Below are 12,911 nucleotides of genomic sequence, written 5' to 3'. Positions count from 1 at the left end.
CGTGTTCAGTAGTCTCATTGTCGCCAAGATGGATCCGGCGTCGGCGGCCCGGGTCGCCACCATATTCGCCGACTTCGACAGCACCGATATGCCGCGTGTGATGGGCACCAGACGGCGTGAGCTGTTCACCTATCAAGGTCTGTACTTCCATCTGCAGGACTTCGAGTCCGACCACGGTACCGACCGCATCGAGGCGGCCAAACGGGATGAGCGTTTCGTGCGGATCAGCGCCGATCTGCGTCCGTACATCACCGCGTACGACCAGAATTGGCGAACGCCCGCCGACGCCATGGCCACCCGCTTCTACCACTGGTCGGCGTCGTGACCACGGTGTTCACCGGCGTCGGCGTGATCGCGCCCAACGGTCTGGACGTCGAGAGCTTTTGGGCCGCGTGCTGTGGCGGGGACAGCGCGATCGGCAGGCTCACCGCGTTCGACACCGATCGATATCCGGCCCGATGTGCCGGGGAGATCAATGATTTCGACGCCGAGGGGGCCGTGCCGGCGCGGTTGTTGCCACAAACCGATCGAATGACCCGTTTCGCCCTGGTCGCGGCCGAGGCCGCGCTGGCGGACGCCGCCTACGATCCGTCCGTCGCCGACCGCGACAGGGTCGGTGTCGTCACGGCAGCGACCTCCGGCGGTTACGAGTTCGGACAGCGAGAACTGCAGAATCTGTGGAGCCAGGGCAGCGATCACGTGAGCGCGTTCCAGTCCTTCGCCTGGTTCTACGCGGTGAACACCGGGCAGATAGCTATTCGGCACGATCTGCGCGGACCGACCGGCGTGGTGGTCTCCGACCACGCGGGCGGTCTCGACGCGCTCGCGCAGTCGCGCAGGCAACTGCGGCGTGGTGCGGAACTGGCATTGTCGGGCGGTACCGACAGCTCGTTGTGTCCGTGGGGTTGGGCCGCGCACCTGGCCGACGACCGGCTGAGCCGGGCCGACGACCCGGACCGCGCGTATCGGCCCTTCGATGCCGACGCAAGCGGTTACGTGCCCGGCGAAGGCGGCGCGATGCTGGTGCTGGAGGACGCCGCGGCGGCTCGGCGCCGAGCGGTGCCGCGCGTCTACGGCAGGCTCGCCGGGTACGCGGCCACCTTCGACCCACGGCCGGGCAGTGATCGCCCGCCGGGACTGGCGACCGCGATGCGGCTGGCGCTGGCCGACGCCGAACTCGAGCCGGCCGACATCGACGTGGTGTTCGCCGACGGTGCGGCGTCGCCGGACGCCGATCGGCACGAGGCCGCCGCCCTCTGTGACGTGTTCGGTCCGTACGGCGTCCCGGTCACCGTCCCGAAGACGATGACCGGGCGACTCGGCAGTGGTGGCGGCCCGCTCGATGTTGTCGCGGCATTGCTGTCGATCCGCGACGCCGTCATTCCGCCGACGGTGCGGTCGGTCGCCGCGCCGGCCTACCGCATCGACCTGGTGACCAGCCTGCGGCGGCGGCCGGTGCGGGCGGCGCTGGTGCTGGCCCGCGGCCACGGCGGGTTCAACTCCGCGGTCGTCGTGGCCGCCGAGCAGACGGAGTCACCGGAAGGACAGCTGTGACAACGAACCACACGACCCGGCACGACGTCGAGGTCGACGCCCCGGCCGACCAGGTGTACGCGGCGCTCGCGCACGCCGCCGACTGGCCCTGTCTCTTCGCGCCGACCGTGCATGTCGAGGTGTTGGAGAAGTCGAAATCCATGGAACGCCTTCGTATTTGGGCGACGGCGAATGACAGTGTCAAGAGTTGGACCTCGCGCCGCGACTTCGACCTGGCGCAACGCCGCATCGATTTCCGGCAGGAGCGGTCGGCGGCACCGGTTGCCGCGATGGGCGGCAGCTGGCAGGTCGAGTCCACCGCGGTGGGCACGTGCCGGGTTCGGCTGGATCACCATTTTCGTGCGGTCGACGACGATCCGGCCGCCACGCAGTGGATCGCTACCGCGGTCGAACGCAACAGTACGAGCGAATTGGCCTCGCTGGCGGCCTTTTTCGCGGCAGACGACGAGGAATCGCAGTTCACCATCGAAGACACGATCCACATCGACGCCGATCGAGATTCGGTGTACGAGTTTCTGGCGGCCGGGGCCGAATGGTCGCGGCGTCTGCCGCATGTCGTCGTGTCGGAGTGCCGCGAGCTCGGCGGCGGTGTGCAAGCCCTGCGCATGGACACCCGCACCCGCGACGGCTCGACGCACAGCACCGAGTCCGTTCGAGTGTGTTTTCCCAACGAGCGAATCGTCTACAAGCAGACGGTGCTGCCCGCGCTGATGTCGCTGCACCTCGGCTGGTGGACGGTGTCCGACGGCCCGTCCGGCGTGCGGGCCACCGCAGGCCATACCGTGCGGATCGCCGCCCCGAAGGTCACCGATGTGCTCGGATCCGCGGCGACCGTCGCCGATGCGCGTGCGTTCGTCACCGAGGCTCTGCGAGGCAACAGCGGTGCGACCTTGCGTGCCGCGCGACAGTTCGCCGAAGGGAGCCGGATATGACCGCGACCGAGGGCCAGGGCTTGTCCGCGGTACGGCGAACACTGAGCGGACGGCGTGCATTGCAACTCGTGATGGGTGCCGGCGCGGTGTTACCGCTGTCGACCGGACTGTACGGAATGGTGAAGGGCCCGCAGGGAATTCCCGGCGGTGGCGCAGTACCCGCGTCGATCGACAATCAGTTCGCGTTCGTCAACGCGTTCTGGTTCGCCAGTGGCGTCGGAGCGGTCGCGGCCGTGCCGCGTATCGAGGAGAAGTCCGAGTTGATGACTGTCCTGCTGGGCACGGCCTTCGTCGGCGGCCTGGCCCGCACCGTCCGGGTCGGCCGGCGCGGGCGTCCGCACCCGGTGTTCGTCGGGGCATGGGCCGCGGAACTGGCCGGGATGCCGCTGTTGTGGCTGTGGCACAGGCGGGTCGCGAACCGGCATCGCCGAGGATGAGGAGGGTTCATGCTGCTGGAACTGCGAGAGGTCGAGCGCGTCTACCGAGTGGGCGGCGCCGACGTGCGTGCGTTGGACGGCATTGACCTGGCGCTGGACGCGGGGGAGTTCGTAGCCGTGACCGGACCCTCCGGGGCAGGTAAGAGCACCCTGTTACACATCCTCGGCGCACTGGACACACCCAGCTCCGGGTCGGTGCGGTTCGACGGAGCCGAGATCGGCGGTCTCGGCGATCGGGCACAGTCGGAATTCCGTTTGCGCAGAGTCGGTTTCGTCTTTCAGTTCTTCAACCTGCTGCCGACGCTGACCGCCTGGGAAAACGTCGCGGTGCCCGCACTGCTCGGTGGGCAGAGCCTGGCGCGGGCACGACCCGCGGCGACGCGCTCGCTCGAGTCGGTCGGTCTCGGCGATCGAGCCGAACATCGCCCCGCCGAGCTCTCCGGAGGACAGATGCAGCGGGTCGCCGTAGCACGGGCGTTGATGATGGATCCGCCGGTGATACTCGCCGACGAGCCGACCGGGAACCTGGACTCCAAGACCGGACGCGAAGTCCTCGACGTGCTCGGGGCTTTGGCGAAGGACACCGCGGCGCCTCGGCTGGTGGTCATGGTCACCCACGACCGCACCGCGGCGGAGTGGGCCGACCGTCGGGTGTCGTTGGTCGACGGCAAGATTCGAGCGGATACGCGCTCGGCCGACGCAGTGGCCGCGGAGGTGGCGCGATGAGCCTGGGCAGCGTGCTGAGCCGGTTGCGTGTCCTGAATATGCGTCAGATCGTGGTGTTCCGTGGACGAGTGGCCGCTGTGGTCGCGGTGCTGGCCGCGTCGTCGGCACTGCTGGTGGCGGTGCTGGGGACCTATGGTTCGCTGGCCGGCTCGGTGAGCAGGCTGACCGAGAGCCTCGCCGGGGCCGCCGATCTGCAGGTATCCGGCCTCTCCGACACCGGGTTCGGCGAGGAGATCGTCTCCGCGGTGGGTGCGGCCCCCGGGGTCGCGACCGCCGTACCGATGCTGCAGATCCAGCTGCCCGCGGGCGCGCAGCGCATCACAGTGCTCGGCGCCGACGCGCGCATCTCCGCTCTGCACTCTCGTCTCCAAGCCGCGGTCGGTGACCAGGTACAGCTCGGATCGGCACTGCTGCGTACTCCGAATGGGGTCGTGGTGGGCGATCGGATGGGGCTGAGCGAAGGGGATCCGTATCCGATCGGCGCCACGACCGTACGGGTCGCCGCGGTAGTCGGCGGGGCGGCCGCCGAGCAGATCAACGGAGGATATTTCGTCATCGCCCCCCTGCCGCTGGCGCAGCGCATCGCCGACCGGCCTGGCCGGGTCGACCTGATCTATGTGGTGAAACGGCAAGACGCCGATTCTCGCGCGGTGACGCAGGCGGTGACGGACGCGGTCGCCGGCCGCGCCGTGGTGTCCGGGCTAGGACTGCGAACCGCGCAGACCGGCGACGCGGTCGCGCTGACCCGCAGTATCACGCTGCTGGTCTCGGCGGTCTCACTGGTGGTCGCCGCGTTCCTGGTATTCAACGTCGCCAGCATGACCGTCGCCGAGCGCAGGCGATCCATCGCGGTTCTGCGCGCGCTGGGCGCAAGCCGGGCGATGATGGTACGGGACCTGCTGAGCGAGTCCGCGGTGCTCGGCCTGGTCGCCGGGCTGCTGGGAGCACCGGTCGGAATCCTGCTCGGACGCTTCGTGATCGGGCGGCTACCGCCGTTCCTGATCCAGGCGGTCTCGGCCCGCATCGAGTTCATCCTTCCGTGGTATGCCGTGCCCGTCGCCGTACTGGCCTGTGTGGGCGCCGCGGTGGCCGCCTCGGCGGTCGCGGTGCGGCAGGTGTTCACGGTCACCCCGGTCGAAGCGTTGCAGAGTGCGGAAACCATTGCCGCCGAGCAGATTCCGATCCGGTTCGCGGCGGTCGCCGCGATCGCCGGCGGCTTCGCGATGGTGGTGGCGTTCGTAGCGGCGCGAATCGTGCACAGTCCCCTGGTGTTCGCCGCCGCTGGGTTGTTCGTGGTCGGGCTGCTCGGGGTCAGCGTCGCGGTCATGACTCCGATCGCGGAGTTGTCGGCACGGGTCGCCGGCCGGCTCGGTCCTGCGGGCCCGGTGGCCGCGGCGGCCATGCGCCGGGCACCCCGCCGGACCTGGGCGATGATGCTCACGGTTGCCACCGCGGTGGCGCTGGGGGTGGCCAGCTCCGGTGCGACGGCGAACATGATCACGTCGGCCGAGGCCAGTTTCGCGGGGCTACGGGATGTCGATGTGGTCGTGTCCACCAGCCCCAGCGACGTCCTTCCGGCGGGCGCGAGCTTGCCCGAGGGCGTTGCCGACGCCGTGTCCCGCGTGCCGGGGGTCGCCGCGGTGGTACCCGAGCAGTGGGCCTTCCTGTCGGTACACGGCGTCCGGGTCTCGGTCGAAGGCCTGGCCGACGGGGCCGCCGGCGTCACCGCGCACCTGATGTCGGATGAGTTGCGCCGCAGAGTAATTCGAGGCGAAGGCATAGTGATCTCGCGCCAGCTCGCGGAACGGTTCGGCTACGGGGTGGGCGACAGCGTGCCGATCGCGACGCCCGGCGGGGCCAGAGAAACGACGCTGTTGGGTGTGGTGAGTGTGTTGTCCCCGGTGGGCGGCACCATCGCGATGAGCCTGCGGCAATTGCAGGAATGGTTCGCCCGCCCCGGCGCCACCCAGTTGGCGGTGCGGGCGGCCCCAGATCGCGACGCCGCTGAACTGGCGACTCGAGTACGAGCGGCGGTGCCCGATTCGGTCTACGTATTCACCGGCGAAGCGGGTTACGTCGGCGCCGTGGGCAATATCGCGCAGGTCGGGGCGATGACAGTGGCTCTGCAATGGGTGATCGCGTTGCTGGCCGCCGTCGCGTTGACCAATACTCTGATGCTTTCGGTGCTCGCTCGCCGACGCGAAATCGGCATCTTGCGCGCGCTCGGATCGTCGCGGCGGATGATGTCGCGGGCGGTCATCGCCGAGGCCTGCGGAGTCGGCCTGGTCGGCGGAGCCATCGGTCTGCTCTGTGGTACCGCTCTGCACTACCTGGCCACCGTGTCGATGTCGACCACGACGGCGGTGGATATCACGTTCCGCGTCGGTGGCCTGGCTCTGGTGTACGGCGGCGTCGCCATCGTGTTGTGCACGCTGGGTGCGCTGCCGCCCGCGACACGCGCGGCGCGCATGAACGTAGTCGAGGCGATCGCGGCCGACTGAGCCGACCGCGCTCGGCACCGATTCCGATGGGTGGAAGTGACATGCTGTCTCTCGAGTTCTGCCGTGCCTGCGGGCCCGGAGTTTTCGCCGCGGGCTGCGCTAGTTGCGAAATGGACGCGCGGGCAAGGCTTTCCGCGTTGCCCGCGCTCTATGCCGAGTGCCTGCAATCCATGGCGGGCACGGCCCGCCGGCGCGCCGTCATGGAGCGGGTGTCCGGAAGCCACAAACGCGGTACTGCGTTGAGTCCCGAACTGGTGGTGGTTCGCTCGGCCATTCACGATGTGCTTGCCTGCTGGGTGGCGCTCGTCGTCGACGAGCGACCGGTCGCCGCACCCGTGACGACCGAGGTCGCCGAAGCGGCCCAGTTCCTGATCGTGCACTGGCCATGGCTGCGTAGGCACCCCGGTATCGCCGATTTTATGGAGGAGCTGGACGGACTGGTCCGATCAGCGTTGTCGGCGCTGGATCGCGACGCTGACCGCACCGCGCCGCAACCCGTCTGTGCCGAGCCCGGCTGCACTGCTCCGGTGACGATCGCCCCCTCGGCCTCGGCGACGATGCCCGCGAGCGCCTGTTGTGCCAGAGGCCATCGCCTTTCGTTGGCGCGGCTGGTCGAGCCGGGCATCGTCGAGTCCGGCAGAGGCGGGGCCGGACGACGGGTACCGACTCGGGTGGCCGCGCTCGCAGCCGGCGTTACCGAGGCCACCATCCGGCAGTGGGCCAGTCGCGGCAAGTTGATCCGTTACGGCTCGCCGGGACGAGCCGAGTACGACATCGACGAGCTACTGGAAATGGTCGGCGGACAGTCGGAAAGGCTGCGCGAGACAGGAGGTCGGACATGAGAACAGCGGATCCGACGGTGCTGGTGATCGGCGCGGGACCGACCGGGCTGATGCTGGCAGGCGAGTTGCGGCTGGCCGGAACCGAGGTTCTGGTCGTGGAAACTCTGGTCAGGCCGACCGGGGAATCCCGTGGCCTCGGCTTCAACGCCCGCACCATGGAGATTTTCGACCAGCGCGACCTGCTGCCGCGCTTCGGTATGCTCGCGACCAACCGATTCGGCCATTTCGGGGGCGTGCCATTGGATTTCGGCTTGCTCGACGGCCCACACTTCGGAACCCATGGGGCGCAAGGGATTCCGCAGGCGCACACCGAGGCGGTGCTGGAGTCCTGGGTGTGTGATCTCGGCGCGCGGATATGGCGTGGCGCCACGCTGACCGCGCTGAGCCCGGATTCGGACGCGGTCACCGCCACGATCGCGGGCCCGGACGGCACAGTCGAGGTGGTCGCGGATTTCGTGGTCGGCTGCGACGGCGGGCGCAGCACCGTACGCAGGCTCGCGGGTCACGAGTTCCCGGGTACTGCGGCCACTCTGGAGATGATGCTGGCCGACCTACGCGGCTGCGAGATAGCGGCCCGTCCCTTCGGTGAGCACGTGCCGGGCGGAATGGTGATGTCCGGGCATCTCGGAGGCGGCGTCTACCGGATCATCCTGCACGAACACGGCGCGCGCCCCAGATCGGACGACGAGGCGCCGAGCTTCGAGGAGGTCGCCACCGCCTGGCGCCGCTTGACCGGACAGGACATCGGCACGGCGGAGCCGCTGTGGACCAGCGCGTTCGGCAACGCCACCCGCCAGGTGACGCAGTATCGGCGAGGTCGGATCCTGCTGGCCGGCGATGCGGCACACATTCATCTGCCGGCCGGTGGTCAGGGGCTGAACGTAGGCATCCAGGACGCGGTCAACCTCGGCTGGAAACTCGGCCTGGTAGCCGCAGGTTACGCGTCCGACGCCCTCCTGGACACCTATCATCACGAACGGCATCCGGTGGGCGCCAAGGTATTACAGAACACCCGCGCACAGGGATTCCTCATGCTCGGCGGACCGACCGCCGAACCCGTGCGCGAACTGCTGCGCGAACTCGTCGGCTTCGATGACGTGGCCCGGTATCTGGCCGCCGCGGTGGCCGGCGTGGACGCACGCTATGACATGGGCCGCGGCGAGCATCCGCTGCTCGGCCGCCGAATGCCCCAGCAGGATCTGCACACCCGTCACGGGCGGACGAACACAACGGTGCTGCTGCGCTCCGCGCGGGGCGTCCTCCTCGACCTCGACGGTGGACACACCTGCGCCGAGGCCGCGGGTTGGACCGATCGGGTGGACCTGGTGGTTGCCCGGCCGGACCCGGATGGTGCGAACGAACAACTGGCGGGCCTCGAGGCCGTCTTGCTGCGCCCCGATGGTCATATCGCGTGGTTGCGCCATCGCGACGGCGATACCGGTCCCTTGACGGAGGCCATGTGCACCTGGTTCGGCGTCGGCGCCGAACCGCTGACCCACGAAAGGATTTCGATGAGTACGTCAGAGATCACGGTCGATGATCTGATGCGGTTGCTGCGCGAGGTGTCCGGGGATGCCCCACCACCGGACGGTGACCTCCTCGACGTCGACTTCGAGGACATGGGTTATGACTCGGTCGCGGTGATGGAGGCCAATGCCCGGCTGGCCAGAGAGTTCGGGCGCACGGTCGATCTGCAGGTCGCCGATGAGGCTCGCACCCCACGGCAGCTGCTCGAGTTGTTCAACGGCGCCCCGCGATGAGGGCGGAGGAACCGGCTGTGGTCGATGAGCAGCGCGCCTCCGGCGTCTTCGATCGGGTGGCGGTGGTCACGGGCGCGACCAGTGGTATCGGGCTGGCTATCGCCGAATATCTTGCCGCACAGGGAGACCGGGTCTACCTCTGCGCCCGGGACGCGGCCGCTGTCGCGGCGACGGTCGACCGGCTCACCGCCGAAGGCGGCAAGGCGGCGGGCCTCGCCTGTGACGTGCGCTCGGCCGAGCAGGTCGAAGGGCTGGTCGCCAATGCGGTCACGACGTATGGGCGGATCGACATCCTGGTCAACAACGCCGGACGAAGTGGTGGCGGCGTCACCGCCGAACTGGCCGACGACCTGTGGCGCGATGTCCTCGCCACCAACCTGGACAGTGTGTTCTACGCTACCCGCGCCGTGCTGAACAGCGGTATGCGGGAACGGGGTTGGGGACGCATCATCAATATCGCCTCGACCGCGGGCAAGCAGGGGGTCGTGCTCGGTGCGCCGTATTCGGCCGCGAAGCACGGCGTCGTCGGCTTCACCAAGGCGCTGGGCAACGAACTGGCGCCGACCGGGATCACGGTGAACGCGGTATGCCCGGGGTATGTGGAAACCCCTATGGCACAGCGCGTCCGGCAGAGCTACGCCGAGGCGTGGGGCAGTACCGAGGCCGAGGTGTTGGCGAAATTCCAGGCCAAGATCCCGCTCGGCCGGTATTCGACACCGGCGGAGGTCGCCGGGCTCGTCGGCTACCTGGCCTCACCACTCGCGGCATCGATCACCGCCCAGGCGCTCAACGTGTGCGGCGGTCTCGGCAACTTCTGAGAGGCGCAGATGGGTGCGAACTGCTCGTCGGCCACCCAGGTACTCATCGTCGGAGCGGGTCCGGTCGGACTCGTCCTGGCGACCGAACTCGCACAACATGGTGTGGGTGTGTTGGTCGTAGAGCGTGCCGCGGCGCCGAGCGACGAGCCGAGGGCATCGCAGGTGGATTCCCGCACAATGGAGTTCCTGGACCGGCGTGACCTGCTCGGCGGACTCGGCCCGCTGCCGCGCGTCGGCACCGGGCACTTCGGCGGCCTGCCGCTGTCGCTGGAGGGGGTACGCAGCCGGTTTCGCGGGCACTGGCGGATTCCGCAGCCGCGGTTGACCGCCGCGCTCGACGCTCGCGCACGCGAACTCGGCGTGCCTGTTCTGCGGTCGCACGAGCTGACCGGATTCACGGCCAGTGATCGAGTGCGTGCAGAGCTACAGACCCCCACAGGCCCGGTGTCGATCACCGCCGGCTATCTCGTCGGTTGCGACGGTCACGACAGCGTGGTCCGTGCCCGTGGGGGCTTCGCCTTTCCCGGGACATCCGCGACCAGGACGTTGCTGTGGGCTGATCTCGACGGCATCGAACTCCAACCGCGGCGGTTCCAGCGGCTACCGGCAGGGCTGGCGGTGGCCGCGAGCCGGGAAGACGGCGGCACGAGGGTGATGGTGCACGCGTACGGATATCACCGACCGGCGGGACGGGTGGAGCCGGACGAGCTCGTCCGCGAGTGGCACCGGGTTACCGGAGAACGTCTCGACGGCGCGACCGTGCGGCGAATCGGCCTGTTCGACAACGAATCTCGGCTGGTCGACCGATTCCGCCGCGGACGGGTGCTGCTGGCCGGTGATGCCGCGCACCGGCACCTGCACGTAGGCGGCATGTCGTTGAACCAGGGCATCCACGACGCGATCGAGCTGGGCTGGAAGCTGGCCATGACGATCACCGGACGCGCGCCCGGCGGCCTACTGGAGTCTTATCACGATCAGCGTCACGCCGCAGGTGCTGCGGCCGCGGCGGTGGTCGCCGCCCAAGAGGTATTGCTGCTCGGTCATCCGAAGATCGAGCCGCTGCGCGCGTTGCTCGGTCAACTTCTCGCCGTTCCCGAGATTTCGGCCCGGCTGGCCGAGGCTGTCTCGGGCTGGCCGTCGGGTGCGCTGTTCACGGTCTAGACCAGTCGTTCTCGTGGCAGCACGTCCGATCGGGGTGAACCAGTCGTGTGGCTGGTCGAGCACCCATCAATCAACGAGCACTGAGGAAGAACTATGTCGTCCACTTCGAATACCCTGCCACTGCGCGCCCGGCTCACCCGGATCCTCACCGCGTCACCGGAGGAGACCGGCCCGCCGGTAGGGCTACGGCAACGGATGGCGCACAGCGGGCGCATCCGCCGCGTCGAGTTCCTGCCGATGGGTCTCACGGTACTTTTCGTGCCGCTTCTGGTCGGTGCCCGCGAGTGGGCCGATGTGCTGTCCTGGCAGACCGCGGCGGCCGCGGTCCTGGTAGTCCTGGGTATTCAAATCGGCAATATGGTGAACTGCCTCGCCGATCGCTGGGAGGATCAGGAGTACAAACCGGGTCAAGCCGACGCCGTCCGCGGTCTCGGCGTACCCAATGTGGTGCGTCAGATCGTCGCAACGGGCATCGTGATCGCCGTGGTCGCGACGTGGCTGGTCGTGAGCTCCGGGCACTACGATCTCCTCCTCATCGGACTACTCGGTGGACTGCTGGGTGTGCAGTACTCGCTGCCGCCGTTGCACTTGAAATCCCGTGGTATCTGGCAGATTCCGACATTGTTCGCGGTCCTGCTGTTCGTCCCCGGCCTGGGCATTCTGCGTGCCGCCGACCGTCCCTGGGATTGGAGCGCGGTCATCGAGCTGGCCGGGTACGCATTGGCGATGGCCGGGGTGATCGTCGTCAACACCGCCGAAGACCTGCCCGAGGACGAGAAATACGGCATCCGCACCTTCGTTGTCGCGCTCGGGTTGTCCCGGGCGATCGCGGCCGCGCTCGGATCAGTGGTGCTCGGTGCGGTGACAGTCGTCGCGACGGTCACCGCACGGTCCGGGATGACCTGGGGTTTCTTGCCTTTCGCGCTGGCCGCCGCCCTGGCGGGCGGCTATCTCTGGCGTATCCGCGCGGTGACCCGTGGACTCCCGCGCGATGCGATGGTGACGGCGCTGCGCCCGGCGGCCAAGGCGGTTCCCGCGGTGCTGGCCGTCTTGGGTTGGGGCACAGTCGTTCTGGCTCTGTTCGTCCTGGCCGATTGGTGAATCATGGACATCCTGCCCACCGTCGACGCCCCGGACGACCTTCGCGCGCTCGACACCTCGCAACTGGCCCAGCTGGCCTCCGAGATCCGGGAATTCCTGGTGCACAAAGTGGCGGCTACCGGCGGACATCTCGGATCCAACCTCGGCGTAGTCGAGTTGACGCTGGCGATGCACCGGGCCTTCGATTCGCCGACGGACCCATTCATATTCGATACGGGACACCAGGCTTACGTCCACAAGATCCTCACCGGCCGGCGTGACCGATTCGACGAGTTGCGCCTGCGGGACGGGCTTTCGGGATATCCATGCCGGGCGGAGAGCCCGCACGATTGGACCGAGTCATCCCACGCGTCGGCCGCGCTGTCGTACGCGGATGGTTTGGCCAAATCCTTCGCGCTGACCGGGCAATCCCATCGGAGTGTGGTCGCCGTGGTGGGAGACGGCGCGCTGACCGGCGGTATGTGCTGGGAAGCGTTGAACAACATCGCCGCGGGCAGCGACCGCTCCATCGTGGTGGTCGTCAACGACAACGGCCGCTCGTATGCCCCGACCATCGGCGGACTGGCGCGCCGGTTGGCCGTGTTGCGGATGGAAACCGGTTACGAGCGCGTGCTGGCCGCGGTCAAGCGATTCCTACCCCGCGTCCCTGTCGTGGGTGCGGCGCTGTACCGCCTGCTCCACGCGCTGAAGGAAGGGCTGAAGGACGCGGTGAGCCCGCAGATGCTGTTCGGCGACCTCGGTCTGAAGTATGTGGGCCCGATCGACGGACACGACACCGCCGCGCTCGAGGCCGCCCTGCGCGGGGCGAAAGCGTTCGGCGGCCCGGTGATAGTGCACGCCGTCACGCGAAAGGGAATGGGCTACCAACCTGCGGAGAATCATCGAGTCGACCAGATGCACGGCCCCGGTCCCTTCGACCCCGCCACAGGGCGAGTCCTCGCGTCCACCACGAATGCGCAGAACTGGACCTCGGTCTTCTCCGCCGAGTTGATCCGGTTGGCCGCGCGACGCGATGACATCGTCGCGATCACCGCCGCCATGCCGGGGCCGACCGGCTTGTCGGCGTTCGGTGAACGGTT

At 68.5% G+C, this 12,911-nt stretch carries 12 protein-coding genes; all 12 read left to right on the top strand.

All coding sequences use genetic code 11. The features are described 5' to 3' along the window. Position 1: 1 nt before the first annotated feature. Positions 2-325 carry a TcmI family type II polyketide cyclase gene (locus tag ON39_RS41600; RefSeq protein WP_040742497.1) on the top strand — a complete coding sequence of 108 codons (324 nt, stop codon included), beginning with the start codon at positions 2-4 and terminating at the stop codon, positions 323-325. Next, positions 322-1,554: a ketosynthase chain-length factor gene (locus ON39_RS41595; RefSeq protein WP_085998357.1), complete on the top strand. Its 1,233-nt coding sequence runs from the start codon at positions 322-324 to the stop codon at positions 1,552-1,554. Before ON39_RS41600 ends, ON39_RS41595 begins: the two co-directional genes overlap by 4 nt. Further along, positions 1,551-2,486, top strand: coding sequence for an aromatase/cyclase (locus ON39_RS41590; protein ID WP_040742496.1), 936 nt, complete (start codon positions 1,551-1,553; stop codon positions 2,484-2,486). The genes ON39_RS41595 and ON39_RS41590 overlap by 4 nt, the downstream gene beginning before the upstream one ends. Beyond that, positions 2,483-2,923 (top strand): DUF4345 domain-containing protein, encoded by a 441-nt coding sequence (locus ON39_RS41585; RefSeq protein WP_040742495.1) that lies wholly within the window; start codon positions 2,483-2,485, stop codon positions 2,921-2,923. Before ON39_RS41590 ends, ON39_RS41585 begins: the two co-directional genes overlap by 4 nt. A 9-nt stretch (positions 2,924-2,932) precedes the next feature. Next, complete coding sequence (locus ON39_RS41580) at positions 2,933-3,649, top strand: ABC transporter ATP-binding protein (RefSeq protein WP_040742494.1); 717 nt, start codon at positions 2,933-2,935, stop codon at positions 3,647-3,649. Further along, a complete protein-coding gene (locus ON39_RS41575; RefSeq protein WP_040742492.1) occupies positions 3,646-6,150 on the top strand; it encodes an ABC transporter permease in 2,505 nt (834 codons plus the stop codon). Before ON39_RS41580 ends, ON39_RS41575 begins: the two co-directional genes overlap by 4 nt. A 41-nt stretch (positions 6,151-6,191) precedes the next feature. Then, complete coding sequence (locus ON39_RS51015) at positions 6,192-6,992, top strand: hypothetical protein (protein WP_246002711.1); 801 nt, start codon at positions 6,192-6,194, stop codon at positions 6,990-6,992. Beyond that, complete coding sequence (locus tag ON39_RS41565) at positions 6,989-8,752, top strand: FAD-dependent monooxygenase (protein WP_063713473.1); 1,764 nt, start codon at positions 6,989-6,991, stop codon at positions 8,750-8,752. Before ON39_RS51015 ends, ON39_RS41565 begins: the two co-directional genes overlap by 4 nt. A 17-nt stretch (positions 8,753-8,769) precedes the next feature. Beyond that, positions 8,770-9,570, top strand: coding sequence for a 3-oxoacyl-ACP reductase FabG (gene fabG / locus ON39_RS41560; protein WP_040742528.1), 801 nt, complete (start codon positions 8,770-8,772; stop codon positions 9,568-9,570). A 9-nt stretch (positions 9,571-9,579) separates the two neighbouring features. After that, positions 9,580-10,731, top strand: coding sequence for an FAD-dependent monooxygenase (locus tag ON39_RS41555; protein WP_051187781.1), 1,152 nt, complete (start codon positions 9,580-9,582; stop codon positions 10,729-10,731). Between the two features lie 93 nt (positions 10,732-10,824). After that, complete coding sequence (locus tag ON39_RS41550; RefSeq protein ID WP_040742491.1) at positions 10,825-11,832, top strand: UbiA family prenyltransferase; 1,008 nt, start codon at positions 10,825-10,827, stop codon at positions 11,830-11,832. A 3-nt stretch (positions 11,833-11,835) separates the two neighbouring features. Continuing rightward, the coding region (locus tag ON39_RS41545) for a 1-deoxy-D-xylulose-5-phosphate synthase N-terminal domain-containing protein (RefSeq protein ID WP_040742490.1) at positions 11,836-12,911 on the top strand (1,076 nt) is incomplete at its 3' end.

Origin of the sequence: Nocardia tenerifensis NBRC 101015, assembly GCF_000308715.1 — a bacterium.
Taxonomy (GTDB): domain Bacteria; phylum Actinomycetota; class Actinomycetes; order Mycobacteriales; family Mycobacteriaceae; genus Nocardia; species Nocardia tenerifensis.
Note: the sequence above shows the minus strand (reverse complement) of the source record. Positions and strands in the feature narration are given on the sequence as shown.

Bases quoted from the DNA above. Each gene is read 5' to 3' on its own strand.
- ON39_RS41555 (WP_051187781.1), top strand. From the start codon at position 9,580: ATGGGTGCGAACTGCTCGTCGGCCACCCAGGTACTCATCGTCGGAGCG.
- ON39_RS51015 (WP_246002711.1), top strand. From the start codon at position 6,192: ATGCTGTCTCTCGAGTTCTGCCGTGCCTGCGGGCCCGGAGTTTTCGCC.
- ON39_RS41565 (WP_063713473.1), top strand. From the start codon at position 6,989: ATGAGAACAGCGGATCCGACGGTGCTGGTGATCGGCGCGGGACCGACC.
- ON39_RS41585 (WP_040742495.1), top strand. From the start codon at position 2,483: ATGACCGCGACCGAGGGCCAGGGCTTGTCCGCGGTACGGCGAACACTG.
- ON39_RS41575 (WP_040742492.1), top strand. From the start codon at position 3,646: ATGAGCCTGGGCAGCGTGCTGAGCCGGTTGCGTGTCCTGAATATGCGT.
- ON39_RS41580 (WP_040742494.1), top strand. From the start codon at position 2,933: ATGCTGCTGGAACTGCGAGAGGTCGAGCGCGTCTACCGAGTGGGCGGC.
- ON39_RS41550 (WP_040742491.1), top strand. From the start codon at position 10,825: ATGTCGTCCACTTCGAATACCCTGCCACTGCGCGCCCGGCTCACCCGG.